At 38.3% G+C, this 17,920-nt stretch carries 21 protein-coding genes and 1 pseudogene; 3 read left to right on the top strand and 19 right to left on the bottom strand.

Annotated features, from left to right (window positions below):
* Window positions 1-80: 80 nt before the first annotated feature.
* On the bottom strand, window positions 81-467 hold the full coding sequence (locus ABD006_RS09455; RefSeq protein ID WP_343840052.1) for a DUF4181 domain-containing protein: 387 nt from the start codon (window positions 465-467) through the stop codon (window positions 81-83).
* Window positions 468-504: 37 nt separating this feature from the next.
* Window positions 505-852, bottom strand: a complete 348-nt coding sequence (locus ABD006_RS09450; RefSeq protein ID WP_343840051.1) for a VOC family protein — start codon at window positions 850-852, stop codon at window positions 505-507.
* A 249-nt stretch (window positions 853-1,101) separates the two neighbouring features.
* Here ABD006_RS09450 and ABD006_RS09445 point away from each other — a divergent pair, with 249 nt between their 5' ends.
* On the top strand, window positions 1,102-2,181 hold the full coding sequence (locus ABD006_RS09445) for a type I restriction endonuclease (RefSeq protein WP_343840050.1): 1,080 nt from the start codon (window positions 1,102-1,104) through the stop codon (window positions 2,179-2,181).
* Window positions 2,182-2,263: 82 nt separating this feature from the next.
* Here the strand turns inward: ABD006_RS09445 and ABD006_RS09440 are convergent, their stop codons facing one another.
* A complete protein-coding gene (locus ABD006_RS09440; RefSeq protein WP_343840048.1) occupies window positions 2,264-2,578 on the bottom strand; it encodes a YnfA family protein in 315 nt (104 codons plus the stop codon).
* A gap of 96 nt (window positions 2,579-2,674) precedes the next feature.
* Between ABD006_RS09440 and ABD006_RS09435 the strand changes: the two genes are divergently transcribed.
* A complete protein-coding gene (locus ABD006_RS09435) occupies window positions 2,675-3,151 on the top strand; it encodes a DinB family protein (RefSeq protein ID WP_343840046.1) in 477 nt (158 codons plus the stop codon).
* Between the two features lie 185 nt (window positions 3,152-3,336).
* Here the strand turns inward: ABD006_RS09435 and ABD006_RS09430 are convergent.
* From ABD006_RS09430 to ABD006_RS09390, 9 genes and pseudogenes are all read right to left on the bottom strand, one after another.
* Window positions 3,337-3,699 (bottom strand): annotated as a pseudogene (locus tag ABD006_RS09430) (helix-turn-helix transcriptional regulator); the annotation flags it as partial.
* Window positions 3,700-3,827: 128 nt separating this feature from the next.
* Window positions 3,828-4,181 (bottom strand): DUF2200 domain-containing protein, encoded by a 354-nt coding sequence (locus ABD006_RS09425; RefSeq protein ID WP_343840044.1) that lies wholly within the window; start codon window positions 4,179-4,181, stop codon window positions 3,828-3,830.
* 48 nt (window positions 4,182-4,229) lie between these two features.
* Entirely contained in the window at window positions 4,230-4,712 is a 483-nt protein-coding gene (locus ABD006_RS09420; RefSeq protein WP_343840043.1) for a hypothetical protein, read from the bottom strand.
* A gap of 337 nt (window positions 4,713-5,049) precedes the next feature.
* Window positions 5,050-5,706: a type 1 glutamine amidotransferase domain-containing protein gene (locus tag ABD006_RS09415; protein ID WP_343840042.1), complete on the bottom strand. Its 657-nt coding sequence runs from the start codon at window positions 5,704-5,706 to the stop codon at window positions 5,050-5,052.
* A gap of 158 nt (window positions 5,707-5,864) precedes the next feature.
* Complete coding sequence (locus tag ABD006_RS09410; protein WP_343840040.1) at window positions 5,865-6,374, bottom strand: YfiT family bacillithiol transferase; 510 nt, start codon at window positions 6,372-6,374, stop codon at window positions 5,865-5,867.
* A 168-nt stretch (window positions 6,375-6,542) separates the two neighbouring features.
* Window positions 6,543-7,466, bottom strand: coding sequence for a glycine betaine ABC transporter substrate-binding protein (locus tag ABD006_RS09405; protein ID WP_343840038.1), 924 nt, complete (start codon window positions 7,464-7,466; stop codon window positions 6,543-6,545).
* A 404-nt stretch (window positions 7,467-7,870) separates the two neighbouring features.
* Window positions 7,871-8,350 (bottom strand): regulatory YrvL family protein, encoded by a 480-nt coding sequence (locus ABD006_RS09400; protein ID WP_343840036.1) that lies wholly within the window; start codon window positions 8,348-8,350, stop codon window positions 7,871-7,873.
* Window positions 8,347-9,612, bottom strand: coding sequence for an MFS transporter (locus tag ABD006_RS09395; protein WP_343840034.1), 1,266 nt, complete (start codon window positions 9,610-9,612; stop codon window positions 8,347-8,349). Before ABD006_RS09395 ends, ABD006_RS09400 begins: the two co-directional genes overlap by 4 nt.
* A gap of 326 nt (window positions 9,613-9,938) precedes the next feature.
* Entirely contained in the window at window positions 9,939-10,343 is a 405-nt protein-coding gene (locus ABD006_RS09390) for a nucleotidyltransferase substrate binding protein (RefSeq protein ID WP_343840032.1), read from the bottom strand.
* Window positions 10,344-10,536: 193 nt separating this feature from the next.
* On the opposite strand from ABD006_RS09390, the gene ABD006_RS09385 reads away from it, so the two are divergent.
* The gene (locus ABD006_RS09385) at window positions 10,537-11,325 is read left to right on the top strand and encodes an HAD family hydrolase (RefSeq protein ID WP_343840030.1); all 789 of its coding nucleotides are present in this window, start codon (window positions 10,537-10,539) and stop codon (window positions 11,323-11,325) included.
* 42 nt (window positions 11,326-11,367) lie between these two features.
* On the opposite strand, the gene ABD006_RS09380 is transcribed toward ABD006_RS09385, so the two are convergent.
* The 7 genes from ABD006_RS09380 to ABD006_RS09350 all read right to left on the bottom strand — a co-directional run bounded on the left by ABD006_RS09380 (window position 11,368) and on the right by ABD006_RS09350 (window position 17,873).
* Window positions 11,368-12,462, bottom strand: coding sequence for a metallophosphoesterase (locus ABD006_RS09380; protein ID WP_343840027.1), 1,095 nt, complete (start codon window positions 12,460-12,462; stop codon window positions 11,368-11,370).
* 178 nt (window positions 12,463-12,640) lie between these two features.
* Window positions 12,641-13,111: a DUF4367 domain-containing protein gene (locus ABD006_RS09375; RefSeq protein ID WP_343840025.1), complete on the bottom strand. Its 471-nt coding sequence runs from the start codon at window positions 13,109-13,111 to the stop codon at window positions 12,641-12,643.
* Between the two features lie 21 nt (window positions 13,112-13,132).
* Window positions 13,133-13,687: a hypothetical protein gene (locus ABD006_RS09370; protein ID WP_343840023.1), complete on the bottom strand. Its 555-nt coding sequence runs from the start codon at window positions 13,685-13,687 to the stop codon at window positions 13,133-13,135.
* A gap of 65 nt (window positions 13,688-13,752) precedes the next feature.
* Window positions 13,753-14,298: a hypothetical protein gene (locus tag ABD006_RS09365; protein ID WP_343840021.1), complete on the bottom strand. Its 546-nt coding sequence runs from the start codon at window positions 14,296-14,298 to the stop codon at window positions 13,753-13,755.
* 35 nt (window positions 14,299-14,333) lie between these two features.
* Window positions 14,334-15,140: an MBL fold metallo-hydrolase gene (locus tag ABD006_RS09360; RefSeq protein ID WP_343840019.1), complete on the bottom strand. Its 807-nt coding sequence runs from the start codon at window positions 15,138-15,140 to the stop codon at window positions 14,334-14,336.
* A gap of 116 nt (window positions 15,141-15,256) precedes the next feature.
* The gene (locus tag ABD006_RS09355) at window positions 15,257-17,194 is read right to left on the bottom strand and encodes an FUSC family protein (RefSeq protein ID WP_343840017.1); all 1,938 of its coding nucleotides are present in this window, start codon (window positions 17,192-17,194) and stop codon (window positions 15,257-15,259) included.
* 175 nt (window positions 17,195-17,369) lie between these two features.
* Window positions 17,370-17,873, bottom strand: coding sequence for a site-2 protease family protein (locus tag ABD006_RS09350; RefSeq protein ID WP_343840015.1), 504 nt, complete (start codon window positions 17,871-17,873; stop codon window positions 17,370-17,372).
* Between the last annotated feature and the right edge of the window lie 47 nt (window positions 17,874-17,920).

The raw sequence follows: 17,920 nt of genomic DNA, 5'->3' as shown, positions 1-17,920 counted from the left end.
AATTACACCTATTGATGTACCAATAAAAGAAACGAAGACTGACTTAAAACTGATATACATCTCATCCCTCCGTTCCAAGGCTATTCAAAGATTGATAGTACGAAAAATGCTGACAAAATAAGCAATGCACCCAGCCAATCACGGTAGTAGGCTTTCTCAGCAGGATTGACTAATCTTTCCTCAATACCACGGTTAACAAACAACAGAAAGAATAAACCAAACATAGGACTTGTTCTAACAATCGCTGAATATTGCATGACATTTTCACCACTATTTAAAGTCCAATAGCTTATCACAAAAAGGATAAGGATTATCACATCTATAACAATCGCAAATACTTTTCTATCCTTAGAAAATAACCAGAACTTCTTTGTTTTTACACCAAGTATTCTTTTAAGCAGATATTGATCGACAAATATGTAAACCAAGAAAATTACAATGAATCCTGTAACGGTTATGATTTTCATATTGAAGCTTCCTCTTTTCCATATTTATTGTTCTATTTTATACCTGTACAAACCCAAGCTCATTTCCGTCAATATCTTTAATGGTAAATTTTCTACTGCCATATGGTGTGTTGAATAATTCCTCCACAACTTCAACCTTATCTTTAAGTTCCTCCCAGAAGGCGTCTACATTCTCCACCTTAAAATTAAATCGCCCCCGGGAAGGATTTTCCTCATGCTCCATTATGGCAAAAATAGCTCCTTTTTCAGTTTCAAAATGTGCATAATTCGGATTTTCAGGTGGCCAATGACCTGTGACTTTAAAACCCAGGGTGTCCTCATACCATTGAATCGATCTCTGTAAGTCCGACACATTCGCTCTTACATGGTCTAAGTAGATTTCCAAATCAATTCCCCCATTTAAATTGAATTATTATTCTAATACTATACTATTCAATAAAATAAGCTTTTTTCCTTCTCTCACAACATCCCCTACACTTAAAGCTCATCAAAATAGCAGTATAATTGTAAATTAATTCTAATATACATGACATTAAACAGCCGACACTCCAGATGTTAATCCCACTATAATTTGTTTCGTTAGTACCTTTAAAGGTGTGTTTTAATATTATTTAATAAAAGGGGAGAACAAAGGATGTCTGATTTCAAAGGAAGTTTGGTTTCATTGTCAAAGAGAGTAGAGAAGATGAAGGATTCTATTTCAACCGAAGAAGCTACAAAAACAAGTATAATAATGCCATTTTTTCAGCTCCTTGGTTATGATGTTTTTAATCCAGAGGAATTTACACCCGAGTATATAACAGACGTAGGGATTAAAAAGGGAGAAAAGGTTGACTATGCAATAATGGATGAGGGAAATCCGATTATTTTGATCGAAGCTAAAGCTATAACAGAAAAATTAAATAAACATGACTCTCAATTATTTAGGTATTTTGGAACATCCTCAGCCAAATTTTCTATTCTAACTAACGGAATTTTATACAGGTTTTACACTGATCTTGACGAACAAAATAAGATGGATACTTCTCCGTTTTTTGAATTTAATATTTTAGATTTTAAAGATGGCCAAGTTACTGAGTTGGCTAAATTTAAAAAAGACAGTTTTGATCTTGAGAATATTTTCAGCACAGCATCCGATTTGAAGTACACCAACAAAATCAAATCCTTCTTATATGAAATTTGGGAAGAGCCAACTGAAGACTTCATAACATATATTCTCAATAATGTGTATGATGGAAGAAAAACCAAGAATGTTATCAATCAATTTACACCAGTTGTAAAAAAATCTCTAAAGCAATTTATTAACGAATTGGTAAATGAAAAGCTAAATGCTGCTTTGGATTCCACTTCAAATGACCAAGATAAAGAAAACGTAATTGAAGAGGAAGGGAAAGAATCAGAAGACGAAGATGACGGTATCATTACAACTGAAGAGGAAATTCAAGGGTACACAATTGTCCAACTCATCCTTTCTGAGCTAATAGATGAAGAACGAATATTTTACAGAGATAACAAAAGCTATTTTAATATCCTGTTAGATAATAATATTAGAAGATGGGTTTGTAGATTGGGGTTAGATCAAAATAAAAAATACGTCCAATTTAATGATAAAGATAGAAATACATATAACATAGACAAAGTGTCCGATCTGACTAAATATAAAGATAAATTTTTGGAAGTTGTCACCAGCTTTGAAAAAATAACCACAACATAACCTTTCCTATTTAAAAGCGCTATTTTTGATAGCGCTTTTTTAAGATGATGTATCCTAAATTATAATGAAACTTTTTTAGCCATCATTGCCGCGGGGCAAAAAGCATCACAGAAACTCCGATGAGACAAATCCCTGCCCCAACCCAGTCATACATATCCGGAGTTTTCTTATCAATTCCCCATCCCCATAAAACAGACAGGATGATAAAGACACCTCCGTATGCTGCATAAACGCGCCCAAAAGAAGGAAAGGTTTGAAACGTAGCGATTACGCCGTACAAGGCTAGTGACAGGCCACCACCAATTCCCCAGTAAAATGGCTTTCCTTCTCTAAACCATAACCAAATCAAATAACCTCCACCGATTTCAGCTATTCCTGCAATAATAAATAAAATCATGGCATAAAACACCTGATCACACCCATAGTTTCGTATTTTTTAATTCTCTATCTCCACATGTTACAATGATATCAAAAATAATAGAGGAGTGATTCCATGTATCGTAAAGCTGAGGATTTTGCAGCTGAATGGTCAAAAGCATCAAAAGGTACGATGAAAGTGCTTGAATCTCTAACCGATGAAACATTGGACCAGGCGATTGTAGAAGGTCATAATACATTAGGATGGCTTGGATGGCACCTGGCAACTGCGCCTGCTTATTTTGGGGGACTGGTTGGGTTCGATATCAATATTTCCGGTGATCCAAATAAGGTACCAGACAAGGCAAGCACCATCGCTGATACATATAAAAACGTTGCAGAAAGCATTCAGCGTCAGGCGGAAGAACTAACAGACGAACAAATCGTGGAAGAAGTGGACGCCCATGGTACGCCAACTCCACGTGGCGCACTGCTGCGTACTTTAATTGACCACCAGACCCATCATCGCGGTCAAATGACGGTGCTTCTGCGCCAGGCAGGATTAAATGTTCCAGGCGTTATGGGGCCAACTAAAGAAGATCAGGAAAAATAAGGGGCGGGAAGTTCTCCACCTTTTCCTATGTTAAAAAAAGGTGCTTGGAATGAAGTCCAAGTACCTTTTTTCATGCTTCCTATCTTTAACTATTTTTCAAAACCGGAATCCAAATTTCACTTTTTACAGATGGTGAAGTCAAGTCATTCGTTTTAATCGACAAAATTTCGGGTCCCTCAGTTACTTGATAATTGGAAGGTCATGGGTGGAAAGGCTTTTAATTGCTGTCCATTGTTTCTTGCTTCTAATGGCGTTACACCATGTAGATTTTGAAAAGCTCTGGCAAAAGAGTCTGGTGAATTGTATCCAAATTCAACCGCAATATCAATGATTTTTAGATTAGTATTTGTAAGCTCAAATGCGGCCAAACTCAGTCGTCTGCTGCGAATATATTCTGATAATGTGATACCGGCAAGAAATGAAAACATTCTTTTAAAATGATATTCAGAACATTGAGCAATCCTTGCCACCTCTTTAAAGTCTATTTCTTTAGTAAGGTTAGCCTCGATATAGCTCATTGCATCATTCATGCTCTTAAGCAAATCCACTTAATGACCTCCTTTCATCAATAGAATAGCAGGAATCGAAACGTTTAGTCCGACTTTTTATGCACTATTTTGTCGGTTTATCTTATCCTTTCATTGACCTCTGCAGACGACGAGAAGTAGTTCTTTACTTAAGATTCCCGCAGGATTTTCTCCATCGCTTTTCCTTTTGCTAATTCATCAATCAGCTTGTCCAGATAGCGAATTTCCTGCATTGTGGGTTCATCTATATCCTCTACTCGGACACCGCAGATTACACCTTTGATGAAAGCCTGTGAAGGATTCAATTGGGGGGCTTCCTTAAAGAAAGTTTCAAAGTCCGTCTGTTTTTCCAGTTCCGCTTCGAGTTCTTTCTGGCTATATCCTGTCAGCCAGCGGATAATTTCATCGACTTCTGCTTTCGTACGTCCTTTTTTCTCCGCCTTCTTAATATAATGGGGATAGACGCTTGCGACACTCATTGAATAAATCTTATGTTTGGCCATATGTATCCTCCTTTTGCCCGATCACTAAATGGTTTTGAGTTGATATTTTCATTCTTCAGCCTTTAACTGTGTGATCCCCTTGATTTTAAACTTACCCTCTTCCCTTGCAAATGTAAATTGGTAAACCTTCGTTTGAGCATTCTTCTGCTTCAATTCAACAATCATATCATAGTGATAATAGCTCCGCTGAAGATCCATCGGCTTCACATCTTTTAATGGTTGTTTCGGATAATGATTCGTAGTCAGTGTGGCAAAAGCCATACCTTCAACCAGAGAGGACTCAGCCATCCTGCTTCGATCCTGGTCTGTCAGTTCTTCGTTTGAAAGCTGGTAATACGTCTCGATTTGTTCCAATCCTGCTGTTTGTAAGTATTGATCTGTATAGAAGTAAGGAGTAAATAATTGATAAATAAAAAACAGGATGATTAAGCTGTTCACTATAGATTTAATCAGAATCTGAAACCGCCGTGCTGCCAGCCATTTATCCAGTTGAAGAGCTGTCCATATAACAGCAGCCGTAAATGCTGTCATAATAAGAATGAAGATTGATAGATTTCCAAAGTTAACATTCAGCCAATCATTGAATTTTAAGACGATGTGAAATATGAAAGCAGAAAAAAGAAGTATAAAAGATTTTCTTATAAAATTGGTCATTTCTAAGACACCCCCAATTACAATGATTCTTCACCTTATCCATCATTATTTTCTCCCTTAGTATTCTTCAACTTGGTTGGCCATCATTTTACAGGAATGGTGCCAATTGTCAATAAGATAAAAAACACGTGAATGGATAAAAGATCCATTCACGCGCTTTAGGCTTGCAGTCATTTTCTTTTCTATGCTTTCTGTGAAACCAATATATCCCTGATTATGCTTCTAATGCGTCTACTACTTTTTCCGCCGTACTTTTACTGGATTGCGGGTTTTGGCCTGTGACTAAATTGCCGTCTTTCACTGAATGATCGGTCCATTTTTCTGCACCCTCAAAATTGGCACCTTTTTCACGCAGTTTGGTTTCTAATAGGAAAGGCATATGCTGGTCTAATTGCATTTCTCTTTCCTCATCATCCGTAAAGGCAGAAACCTTTTTCCCTTTCACGATAGGTGTTCCATCTGCATAGGTCGCATTCACTAATCCTGCTGGTCCGTGACAGACAGAACCAATAACTTTTCCTTTCTCCGCAAAACGCTGGAGAACATACAGCAGCGTTTCGTTGTCAGGAAAATCAAACATTGTTCCATGGCCACCTGGCAGGAAAATGGCGTCAAAGCCGTCTGCATCATCTTTTGTCAGCTTTGCAGTATTTTTCAGTTCTTCTTCTGCTTCTTTCCATTCCGCTCTTTCTTCAATACTGTTTGGATCCAATGCTACTTCGCCACCTGCAATACTGGTCACTTTTACATCGTATCCTTTTTCTTTAAACACTAAGTAAGGGACTGCAAACTCCTCGAGCCAAAGTCCTGTTTTATGATCATCGGAAATCGTTGTATGATTGGTTACTACCATAAGTATTTTTTTTGCCATTTTTATACCTCCCTGGTAAGTATGTAACACAAATAATATGTGTCACATGCTTATTTTTATTCACACTTTAATTTTTAGCATAAATTCAGGAGGGATTCAAAACAAGTGCTTGGAGTCAAATGGGATACAATCTTATAATTTGAGCCCGCTTCATTTTACTATTTTGATAATGCGATTTTTATATGGGCTAAGTGATGCTCTTCATGCCAGGCTAATTTTGCCACTTTTGTTCCCACGGTTATGTCACCGTTTGTCTGATGAACAAAAAATCGATTTAATTCCTCTTCCGCTAAACGGTGACCTAAAGATACGATGCGCTCATTTATACCTTCCAGCATTTTAATCGAACTTTCAACAGGAAGCTCTGTATCCGGTTGAACAGCCCACTTATCCTGATCAAATGCGGGTACGGTTGGACTCTCATCAGTTAGAGCAAGCTTCAAACGCTGATACATATTCAACTGAGAATCAGCAATATGGTGAACCAGTTGTCGAACGTTCCAGCTTCCATCCCGGTACGTTTTGCTTAATTCCTCATCACTTAATGAGTCAACCGTTTCTCTTAATCGTTCCGTGTACGTTTCGATTTGCTTTACCCATTCCTGAATATTTTCCAGTGTTATTTTCTCCGGAACTTCCAACTGGCCAATTGGGAATTTAACATCCATTTTCAATTCTCCTTCCCTATTCATTATTTCATGATATTTCCACTATAACATTTACAATACTTCAAACTGAATAGCGTTAAACTTATTCTGGATGAATAACCCTTATAAATCGAAAAAATCCGCAAACAAGCACGTTTGCGGATTTTATTTATCATTCCAGTAGAAGTGTTATTCAGCTTTTAAGTCCTCAATGGAATCAATATCCATATAGGAAGGAACAACAAGACCATTTCGTGTACCTGTCAGGTTAACTCCTAAATCTACCAGGTCTTCTTTATACTGTTCCAGATAAGACTTATGTGTGGAAGGCAACCATGCACCAATCATTGCATCTGCATCACCTTCTGCAACACTGGCAAACATTGGGCCTGGCTCCACCAGAACTAATTCAACATTATAATCTAACTTATTTTCCAGTACGTATTTTACAACATTGGAGCTGGCAATGACATCGGACCAGGAAACATAAGTCATCTTAATTTCCTTGCCATTTCCAGATTCTACACCTTCCGTCCACGTACTAACCAGATCTTCGTGCTCCTTAACCCACTCTTCAGCTGCTTTTTGTTCTTCTTTTCCTTCTTCAATGCTCAGCATTACATCTTGTAAGTGCTCCGGCTCCCAGTTGAACTGATCAAAGAATTTATACGCACCAGGCATATCCTCTTCTAATCCTTTTCGTACAAGGGTGTTAATTTGTTCTTCTCCTCCAAAAACACCCTTGGGATCATCCAGCATTTTCAGGTCGAAGCGCATAAATTTCCAATGTGGGATCCATCCTGTGACAATGATTGGTTTCTTTTCATCAATTGCTTTCTCTAATGCCGCCGTCATGGCCGCACCGGAACTTGATTGAATCTCCCAGTTATCAAGGCTATATTCTTTTAATGCATCTTCAGCCTGGCCCATGATACCTGCACCTGGATCAATTCCGGTAATCGTGTATTCAAGTTTTTCACCAACGGAAGTGCTTTCATTATTTGTATCATCACTCTGACCCTGGTTCTGATCTTGACTTTCATTTCCTCCACATGCTGTTAACGTAACTGCTAAAGCGAATGTTAGCGTTACCCATAGAAGCTTTCTGATCATTCTATTTCTCCTCCTTAGTTTCTTCTTGAAGCACCAGAATAATATTCGATTTGTATAGATTGGTTCATTCCAGAAACAATCTCTCTGAAAATAATGGTATACAAATCCAAATATAGTGCTTTAAAGCGTATAAATCTCTGTATGTAGAGCCTTTGAACCCTCTAAGACGAAACTACATTAATTTTCACATATGATCATAACACTTCACAAATTTCAAAATATCTCAAATTATAACCTATACCTCAAAATAAAATTATCCTAATAATATAATGTGTCCTAAATATAGAATCAAAGTGGTTTCCGCTATTTAACTTCCAAAAAGTTTAAAATGATTGGAGGTTTTCACTTGCTGATATATTTTAATGTCACCGTATTGAATAGAAAAAATCCAATTTGTTTATGAATCAAATTGGATTCTTTTTATTTCCATCATCGTCATTATTATTCTCAAGTATAATTTCAAATACTGAAACAAATAGAGCAATCAGCAACTCTGTTTTAGAAGAAAGATTAATTTTTTGCATAAACTCATCAACGGTGAATAGAACGAGCCAGTTAGATACAGATTCAAAACAGATCTGTATAAAAACCAGTTTTATTTTTCCCGACACATTCCGGGTGGACCTTTCAAAAATTGGCTTGGAAAATAATTCAATGATAAAACCAGCCATAAAGAAACAAACTGCAAAAACAAACAAAGACCAAATTGAATGATATTGAACACCGAGTAATTCAAAAATCCCGGCGAACCCCAAAAAGTAAATACCCAATACCAAACCTGCTATAAAAAGGATGAAAAAAATCATTCCTATCATAGTAGCCATTTTTTCTTTTTTACGTAAGGGCATATAAGTTCTGCACTCCTTTATATATCTTTGCATCATACTCCCGCTTCATTTTGTTCGCTCAATCCGTATTTCCCGGGATCAATTTCGTTTGACTTTGGCAACTCCCGCAGGTCTTTAACTAAAAACCATACTACTGAAACAAGCAGTATACCGAAAGCGGCTGCACCGAAAGTAGCTACACTTCCAATCTTTGCACCCACTGCACCGCCAATCAATGCTCCAAGTGGCATTGCAGATGTGGAAACGCTCGTCATCACCGAGAATGTCCGTGCCAGTAAACGCTGTGGCACAATGCGCTGAATAACCGCAGCAAGAAGCACTTCAGTTACTCCAATCGGGATCGTTGCCGCCCCGAATAACATGATGCTCAGGATGTTCCAGGGAACGAATACAGACGCCACCCATGAAAAGGCACTTAAGCTATAGGCGGCAATCCCCATCTTTCCAAATGAAAATTTTTCTGCATACGGTGATAAAAGTGCACCAACAAGAAATCCACCAGAAAGTGCAGCCATCATATATCCATAGAACGAAGCGTCCCCTCTTACGTCTGCATAAGCAGGCAGGACAGCCATTGCCGCACCAAACGTAAAATTAGCCCCAACAGCTCCGATGAAAAATTTTGCAATAATAGATCCCATTACAAAACGAAAGCCTTCCTTAAGGTCCCTTCCGTATTTTTTAACGTTTTCCCTCACACTCATTTTTGGTTCATGGGTTTTCTGTTTTCCAGGAAATTGAAGTGTAGCAAACAGTAAAACAGCTATTGCAAATGTTAACGAATCTATCAGATACAAAGTAACCGCTCCGAACATCGCTACCAATATCCCTGCTAATCCACTGAAAACCAGATCCAATCCTTGATAAGCGAATGAAAATGCCGAATTTCCTTTAACAAGCTCATCTGGTTCCAGAATACTTGGCAGGGCTGCCCGTTCAGCTGGAAACGAAAACTGACTTGCAAAAGCAACGATAGGCATCACAACAAGGACAACCGTAACATTAAGTATCCCTGCATAATAAAATACCGGAATTAACAGAATAAACAATAGTTCAATAACCTGTGTCACAATAAGTGTCTTCTTTAGCTCCCAGCGATCCACCAGAGGTCCCACCAGAAATTGGAGTGACGTGGGTAGCATCGTTAAAAATCCAGCGAGGCCTGTATGGAACGTCGAACCTCCCAACTGATGGACTAACCACATTGCTGCTACTGCATACAAGCTGTCCCCTGCGTTTGTGATTAAACGGCCAATAAATAATCGTGTGAAATTACCATTTTTGAATAAAGTCCACAATGGAAACACTCACCTTCTTTATTTTCTATCTCCATTGTTACTTCCTGATTATACAAATGAAACATTCAAAGGAAGGAATTATCCTAAGTCTCAAGACTGATTACCCAGGAAGTAAAATTTCCTATCTAATATATAGGAAGTTATTCGACTAACTTATCCAAAATCCTCCAAAAGTTAACATTAAACTATTTAAATAACATAGGAATATCTTAGACAGTGGTTTCACTTATTAAGAAATAAAATTGGCAGGAGTAATAGACTCCCGCCAGCTTCTTCTTAAATACATTAATTTTACTAATGATACCTTAAATATAATTGGTGAATCATCATTTTATCTCATTTAAAGTTTCCCAAAATAATTCCAACTCCGGAAGATATGTACCCTCGATATCAATGATGAGTTCATCAAATAGCTTATCATTTTTGTGTATGAACAAAGGTAACTTCCTGCGGTTCTGTGCTTTGAACCAGACTTGCGGATTTTGAATGATATCGAGCTTCGATAATTCCTTCACAGCTTTACGTGGTGTGTCTGCGGAATGACCTTTTGCATCTAAATAGGCATACATCACCTTCTCCGCAAATTCCAGCGCTACTTCAAAATAATGAATATAACCTGCTTTTTGAAGTTTACTATCAAATGCCGTATCTTTATGCTTTTTTAACTCCCGAAATGCTTTCTCATAATTATCAAATATCTGTCTCCAGCGAATTTCATCATCCGTGCTCATAAGATTACTCCTTTTTCTAAAAAATATCTGCACCATTATATTATCTGTACAACTAAACCAGCCTCATTTAAACACATCCTCCCATAAAACTTACTCGCTTTCAAATACTTCATCCAATCTGAACATTGAGTTAACCACTCCTTAATATTCAGATGATATGGTTGATTTACCAACAAATAAGGAGGCAATAAAAATGAATGTACGTGCGATATTTATTGATATGGATGGAACACTTCTAAACTCCTCAAATATCATTTCCCGTCGAAACAGAGTAGCAATAAACAGGCTCATTAATCAGGGAGTGAAGGTTTTTCTGGCCACTGGTCGACACTATGAAATAACCGCTCCCTACCATAAAGAAATGGGATTACGAACTCCGATGATCTGCCTGAATGGTGCAGCCATTCATGATGCAGAAACAGGGAAGGCCGTGAAAACTCACACCCTGCAGGTAAACGAGGAACGATTTCATCAACTGACAGCGGAAAACGCATATAACGTTTTGATCCATACAGCAAATGGGCTTTATTGTAAGAATACAGATAAAGAAGTGGATCATTGGACAAAAGTTGGGCAAATGCCACCACGCTACATCGGTGATTTAAGACATGCAAATTATCAGGATGTTCTAAAATATAGCGTTAAAACAGGAGCACCCAGTCCTGAATTATCGGCTTTATTTAAAGAGGAAGCAAAAGTGATTAATTGGAGCGACGGCTTTGAAATGGTAGCTCCTAACGTTTCCAAATGGTCAGGTATTAAATCCATTCTAGATCTGCTTCGAATTCATCCACATGAAGTTGCAGCCATAGGAGACGGCCCCAATGATATAGAAATGCTTCGTCACGTCGGTATTGGGGCAGCAATGGCAAACGCTGGAGAAGAGGTTAAAGCAACTGCTGACTTTGTTACAGGACATCATGAAGACGATGGATTAGCCGAGTTTATCGAACGTTATCTTCAGCAGCCATATGTCATTTAGTTATTTTTACTATGACTATTGGATTAACAGTTGTGTTTGATTTTAACGAATACACTCTTTCGCAACCCAGCCAACTTTACCATCTTTTTTAATTAGGACATAGGCTGAACACGTATCATCTATCACTGACACGATGTCACCTGCGTTTACATTGATTTGTGTGCATGATACATCTGTTTTAACCGTAGAACGTCCTTTTTTATTCCGGCTAATATATTCATTTTTAACATAGACTTGCCTGTTTGTCTCAGTCTGTTCACATAAAGTGAAGTCATTGTTTTCCTCTAAAGGAATAATTTCATAGAATGGATATTCAATAGATCCTTTCATTCTGGGATCTTTACAAAAATCTTTTACGACCTTACATGTGGGAAAAGGATCAGCATAAACGTATGAAAATGACTCTGCATCGACAGTTCTTTCAATGATTAATGCATTTAATTGTCCTGTTTCTTTGATAACATTCCCACCATCGATTGCTATGATTTTCTTCTTTTCGTCTATGATAGGGTTATGAGACGGGGTGTCTGATGAATAATTCACAACAGGCCAATGCCCCACGATCACATATTTGTCTGTGCTATGTGTTTTCTCTAAAAAAGAAGACATCGTAATGGCATTATCCCGTTTTGTGTTCTTCCAATCCTTTTTATCTTCTAATCCGGCATGAACAAATATATACCGGTCTGTCTCAATAGCTGTTGGTAAATTTGTTAGCCATTTCATTTCTTCAGAAAAATGCTTTGTTAATAATTCCTTTACTTCCTGAATATTCAATCGTTCATTCAATGACATACCAAGCTGATCAAGCCATTCATTTAAAATAGAATGAGGTCGATGATATAAGTATTCTATTAAATCGGGATTTCCATCTAAAAGATCTTCAGCCAAAGTATCACAATTGCCTTCTGTCACATGAACTTTCAAGCTTTTTGAGGAAAGTTCCATAATATATTTTACAACCGCTTCACTGTTACTGCCTTTTTCACAAAGGTCACCATTAATAATTAAGTAATCTTCCTTATTGAAATGTACCTTCTTTAACAGCTCTTTAAAAAGTTCTATTTCTCCATGAATATCAGAGATAACGATGATTCTGGAATTGTTCGGAATCGTTATATTTTTTATCTTGTCCAACTGAATTTTCTCCTTTTCACGATATAAAGTTGCAACCTGCTCTTCCTATGACAATATTCGAGACATTACACAAAATTCCTCTTCTATTAAAAAAAGCAGCCCTTGATATTCTCATTGGACTGCTCAATTACGTATATTTTTGTATTCCATCAAATGTGATAGATAACCTGTTCTCTTTTTACTCAAAACTCCTAGCAATATGAACCAAATCTTCCTTCGTGTATCCTTGCTGTTCTTCAGACTCTTTTAAGGATAACTGATAGGAAACTCCATTCGTTTTCCAGAAAAGAATCTTTGCTCCCTGATCATTTTCCAAATAGGATCCCTTTTTATCGCCGATTTTCACTTCTTCCATATTATTTTCCGATTTTTGCTTTATCTCTGAATTGGATACATCCAGAAATAGATATTCTCCATCCGGACCATAAAAGGCTAAACTGAACATCGCCTGATCTGTTGGAGGACGATTGGCCTGAATGCTTTGAACTTCAAAAGGTAATTTTGCCGGCAATTGATAGTCAAAATTGATATTGACCAGCTTTTCTGTCATATCTGACCGGCTTACTTCATACATATCTGGATCTTCATTGGAACAGCCGGTAATGAAAAAGACGAGTATGATGACGAATACGAATATTTTCCTGAACATTTGAATCCCCCAATTCACTAGTTAGTTATGATCGATGAAGATTTGAATCTCTTCTTCATGTTCTGTTACAAGGTCATCCAATAGTTGATTCGCTTGTTTCGTATATTGTTGATTTTCTTCTGTATCATCCCATGGTTCCCCAAGCTTTTCTTCTATGTAGGTCATTACTGCTACGCTCATTTCAGACATTTTTTGTTGATACTGTTTATAGTATTCTTCCGGTTCCATGCCAAGTTTTTCCGCTTGTGAATCGTAAAATGCTCTTTCAGATTCTGTTCTTGCGTGATTAGTATCCTTTGGCGGAAGCTCTGGGAGATTCTCCATTCTCTCCTGAACTTTACTCGAAATATCAAGACCCATCTTTTTAACTTCCTGCATGGCTAGTTTTGCTTTTATGGTCCCTTCAATCTTATCAGGAATCTGTTCATTTTTATAAAGAAACTGCATTTCCTCTAAGGGAATCTCTTCTCCTCTGACCGTTGCGGCAATTTCCTCATTGTCACTCCCTTGATTGCTGGTACATCCTGCAATGAACAGAAAACCTATGATCACGATATAATAAATGGGTTTGGACACAGATATCACTCCAATTTTAGAAAATCATCGCCAACCATCCTATGTAAAATTATCTGTTCGTGTTGTTATAAATCCTCCAGCAGATTTCCTTCTTTATCGTAGTACTTAAAATGTTGAAAGGAATAGCTACCGTCCGAGGACTCAGGCAGGTCCATCCACTTTACTGCAGTCTGATTCGCTGGAAACTCCAGTTCATGTTGCTGACCATTGATTTCGATCGTCATTTTTGCCACTTCATTATGATGATTCATGACAAACATCATTTGTTCCGTTTGATGCGAAGTCACTGGAAGAAACATATGGAAGGAATCCTGCCGATCAACTTCGATATGATCCCACTCATAATTCCCCTCTGGATTTCTTGTGAACCTCATATAGCCTGGCTGATTGTCAGATAGGAAACCCACCAGTCTTTGTTTCCCTTTATCCTTAATATCCAGAACTTCAATCGATTTCTTTTCATACCCTTCAATAGAATGGATAACCTTAACAATGGACGCTCGATCATTCCCATATACTTCATCCGGCTGTTGCGTATAATAGATAAGTGGTACGACAATAGCAAGTATGATGAAAACCGGCCATATTCGTTTATACGTTCTGTTCCGCACTTAAAACTCTCCTGACATGTTAACGTAATTGCGATTTACCATGAATCTTCAGCTGACAAAATCGAGGAAATGATGTGCCTGGAATCCCATTCTCCACCGGAAGTCTTTATAATCGGATAGGGTTTGGGAAACAGCTCTTGTTTAATTTCTGCAACAGACATCCCTCGTCTATGTAAATCTATCACTCTTTCCCTTAAGTCTTCAAGATAATCTATCTTCTTCTTCAACATTTCTTTCCCATTTTCAAAGTACCCTGAATGACTGCAAAAAATAGATTGGAAATCATAGGTCAGCAGTTTACGGAGCGAATTCACAATCGTCGGAATCGATTCACTCTCCATGATTACTTTTGTTTTTGGTGAAACAAATAAATCCCCGGTAAATAATCGTCCGGTTTCTTTATGTAACAGTGAAACGTGGTCTTCTGCATGACCGGGAGTATAGATAACCTCCCATTCATGACTGCGTGACTGAATGGTATTTTCAAGTGGCAGGGCCCTGAAAGCATCCCTGAATCCCCAGGCCATTTTACGATACTCCGGATACGGGCTGGACTGTCGGCATATCGGAATTCCTTTTTCATGAATATAAATAGGAACGTTTCGGTGTTGCTGGATCCACGGCGCTAAACCGGAATGATCCTCATGGGAATGGGTTAACGTGACAAAATCAAAGGATTGCTTTTTCAGAAAACCAAGTAATTCCGACTCTATAGATTGAGGTCCAGTATCTACTAACATTCCATCAACTAAGAACAAAAAGACCTTCCCCACTTTTACTTTAGAGTTTTCAATGACAGCCTCCACACAGGTTACCTCTTCCTTTTCATACACATTCAGCATGGTTTTACCTCCTATCCTTACTCATTACCTATTCAAGAGTATATTCGCATTATCCTTTCCACACACCTCTTTAAAATTAAAAAATGCATCTCTAAACTGGCAGAGATGCATCTGAGCTAGATGGAAGCTTCATTGCGCAATGATTTTTGTAAAGCAATGAGTTCCTTCTGTATACTTGGGAATTTTTCTATATGAGGTACCTCTTTTAACGTCGGGATGCGTTTTCGACTGGCTGCATTAGCCATGGATTCGCAGACATACAACAGCTGAGAAAGTGTTTCATCTGAAAGTTCGGGCCGATTGTCTGTAGCACAATTTTCCAGAAGATAACTCAAGCTATTCATGGAATAAAGGACAGACCAGTAATAATCCAGTGCTTTTCGATCTACAGGCACTTCCCCGGCCGCTGTATTATATAAAATATTTAAATTGTTAAGATTGGTGCGCATTTTTCGAAGTTCCCGACTCTGCGTTGCATCAAATCCTTTTCCCTGATTCGAAAATAAAGCCAGTAATAATTGCGATTGACTGCGAATGGTTTTCGTAATTAAATGAGGAAGTCTGCTCGATGCAGATTTTCTTCCCATCATCCAGACACCAATCAGACCAATTAAGCTTCCGATGATGACATCAATGATTCTTGCCGAAGCAAAATACGAAAAGCTAAAGCCCCCCTGACTTGTACTTTCTGCCATTAGAAGTGCATTAGGAGTGAAAAACAGTGCTGCCAGACCGTAATTTTTCACGATAAACAGCTCTGTGATAAAGGTCAGAATCAACACCAATAAAGCGATCAAATAGCCGGAGGGATGAATAGACAGAATGAGACTGGCAATCAAAATCCCCACGAATGTCCCGAAAGCCCGTTGGATCCCACGATGATAGGTGGCAACAATGGAAAAACCGGACATTACCGCTACAGAGGATAATGGCACCCAGTAGGATCTCGCAAAACCGAATTCATAGGCAATGATTGCTGCAATAATGGTCACAAACCCAAATCGCAGGGCTGTAATAAATACTATGGAATTTTTATCAAAGCCCCCACCCAATACTTGACGGATGGATTGCTTGTTGACAGGGATGTCCTGATCAATTCGGCTTGCTGGTTCATTCATAATTGCGTCGGCATCATAAATTCGCTCCAGCAATAATTCAATTTTTTCATCATTTTTATCCGATGATTGCCGGAGATTTTTATAATCCTGAACCATTGGATTTTTCTGATCTAAAGTCTTTGCAATGTGGTGAACGGATTTCGCTAATTCAGGCTGCAGCTCCCGATGATCGTCCGAAAAGTTTTCAACAATGTACAGAAATATTTGATGAGCCTGACTATTTAATAAGTATAAACGCTTGAAATAATCGGTTTTTCGCCAGGGAATGTACCCTGCTGCAAGGGAGTTATCCGCTTCTCTCAAAGCAGACATAACACGATGTTTTGCTTCATTAAAGGTTTTCGTTCCTACAGATTCAAGGAATGATGCCAATTCTTCATAAAGTCTTTTGACAACATTCGTTTCTGGTCCATGTGGGTTAAAGAACCAGCCAAGCATGGCAATCATAAACGACAGTATCCCACTGGAAAAAACGAGTCCTGCCCGCAAGAGAGCATCTTCAGGCTGTACAGGCATTCCAGTAGTCATGGCAAATACCAGTACGAAAAAAATAGCCGACGGACCGGCTATACGGAGAGCACCAAAAATAAAAATTGCTGTAGCGCCGATTAGCCCCATAACTAACGCAATCGCAAGCGGATAAGGAGCAACCAGTGTCCCCAGTGCCGTAACCAGAGTCAGTCCCAAAATAACAAATAGGAGTTTCTTCGCTTTTTGGGCATAGGGTACATCGAATACGTATAAATACGTAAAGCCTCCCATTGCCGCAATCAAGCCATAGTCCAAATGGCCAGCTAACAGCCCAATCAAGATAGGAAGAGATGCTGCCAGGCCTGCCGAAAAAGCCTTCACCCATGGAAATGGCTTTTTATTGACCTTTAACGCTTGTTTCATAACCGATAGGAGTTCAGAATTCCTTGGTGTTTGTTCAGTCATGTTTGTCACTTCTTTCTCATACAAAACAAAGTTAACCTTACTATTATATCAGAAGGCCGGGCGATGAGAAACGTTTCACAAGGTTGCTTACTCTCAGACTTTGCATTTATTCGGCGAGTCATGCATAGTGAATTTAATGCTATTCTTGATCAAGAGTTTTACGGAAATAAGGTCTTTATTGAATAGGTTCTGCTCTTTTCAATGTCTGATAGATTTGATATCCATCAGATGGAAGTCCTGCATAGGGTCCCCACCATTTTGGATATATGAAGGGAAATGCAGTGACTGCAAAATTAATGAGATTAAAAATCCATATTCCGTTACATAAAAGGTTAAAATCTTCGTGAAGAGTATGATGAAAAGTAAGTATAAAAAACAGGGAAAATAAAACAAAAGAAACCAGGGGCCCTCCTCCAAATACCATGACCCGTTGAAAAACGGAAGCTTCCTTATGCTCCCAGCCACAAAATCCAACCGAAGACCATTTAATACAAAAGGAGATCCTTCCGACTCTGAATGTTTCTTTTCCTTTCCTGTTGTGCCCGAGATAAACCGTCGCCCGTTTCTTACTAAATAAAACAACACCGAATGCATGACCCAATTCATGAAGCAGGACACAGGCTGGAATAATCAGGGTATAAAAAATGATAATGATAAGCAAATCTATTAAAGATTCCACAATAACACCCCATGTATTCTTTTTTCCTTAAAGAGATTAAAATCTAA

This window comes from Salinibacillus aidingensis, from assembly GCF_039522525.1.
GTDB lineage: Bacteria > Bacillota > Bacilli > Bacillales > Alkalibacillaceae > Salinibacillus > Salinibacillus aidingensis.
Note: the sequence above shows the minus strand (reverse complement) of the source record. Positions and strands in the feature narration are given on the sequence as shown.

Coding starts and splice junctions, on each gene's coding strand:
- ABD006_RS09455 (WP_343840052.1), bottom strand. CDS start 467: ATGAAAATCATAACCGTTACAGGATTCATTGTAATTTTCTTGGTTTAC.
- ABD006_RS09440 (WP_343840048.1), bottom strand. CDS start 2,578: ATGATTTTATTTATTATTGCAGGAATAGCTGAAATCGGTGGAGGTTAT.
- ABD006_RS09375 (WP_343840025.1), bottom strand. CDS start 13,111: ATGTTCAGGAAAATATTCGTATTCGTCATCATACTCGTCTTTTTCATT.
- ABD006_RS09355 (WP_343840017.1), bottom strand. CDS start 17,194: ATGACTGAACAAACACCAAGGAATTCTGAACTCCTATCGGTTATGAAA.
- ABD006_RS09405 (WP_343840038.1), bottom strand. CDS start 7,466: ATGATCAGAAAGCTTCTATGGGTAACGCTAACATTCGCTTTAGCAGTT.
- ABD006_RS09400 (WP_343840036.1), bottom strand. CDS start 8,350: ATGATGCAAAGATATATAAAGGAGTGCAGAACTTATATGCCCTTACGT.
- ABD006_RS09390 (WP_343840032.1), bottom strand. CDS start 10,343: ATGAGCACGGATGATGAAATTCGCTGGAGACAGATATTTGATAATTAT.
- ABD006_RS09415 (WP_343840042.1), bottom strand. CDS start 5,706: ATGGCAAAAAAAATACTTATGGTAGTAACCAATCATACAACGATTTCC.
- ABD006_RS09360 (WP_343840019.1), bottom strand. CDS start 15,140: ATGCTGAATGTGTATGAAAAGGAAGAGGTAACCTGTGTGGAGGCTGTC.
- ABD006_RS09385 (WP_343840030.1), top strand. CDS start 10,537: ATGAATGTACGTGCGATATTTATTGATATGGATGGAACACTTCTAAAC.
- ABD006_RS09410 (WP_343840040.1), bottom strand. CDS start 6,374: ATGGATGTTAAATTCCCAATTGGCCAGTTGGAAGTTCCGGAGAAAATA.
- ABD006_RS09445 (WP_343840050.1), top strand. CDS start 1,102: ATGTCTGATTTCAAAGGAAGTTTGGTTTCATTGTCAAAGAGAGTAGAG.
- ABD006_RS09420 (WP_343840043.1), bottom strand. CDS start 4,712: ATGACAGCATTTACGGCTGCTGTTATATGGACAGCTCTTCAACTGGAT.
- ABD006_RS09425 (WP_343840044.1), bottom strand. CDS start 4,181: ATGGCCAAACATAAGATTTATTCAATGAGTGTCGCAAGCGTCTATCCC.
- ABD006_RS09435 (WP_343840046.1), top strand. CDS start 2,675: ATGTATCGTAAAGCTGAGGATTTTGCAGCTGAATGGTCAAAAGCATCA.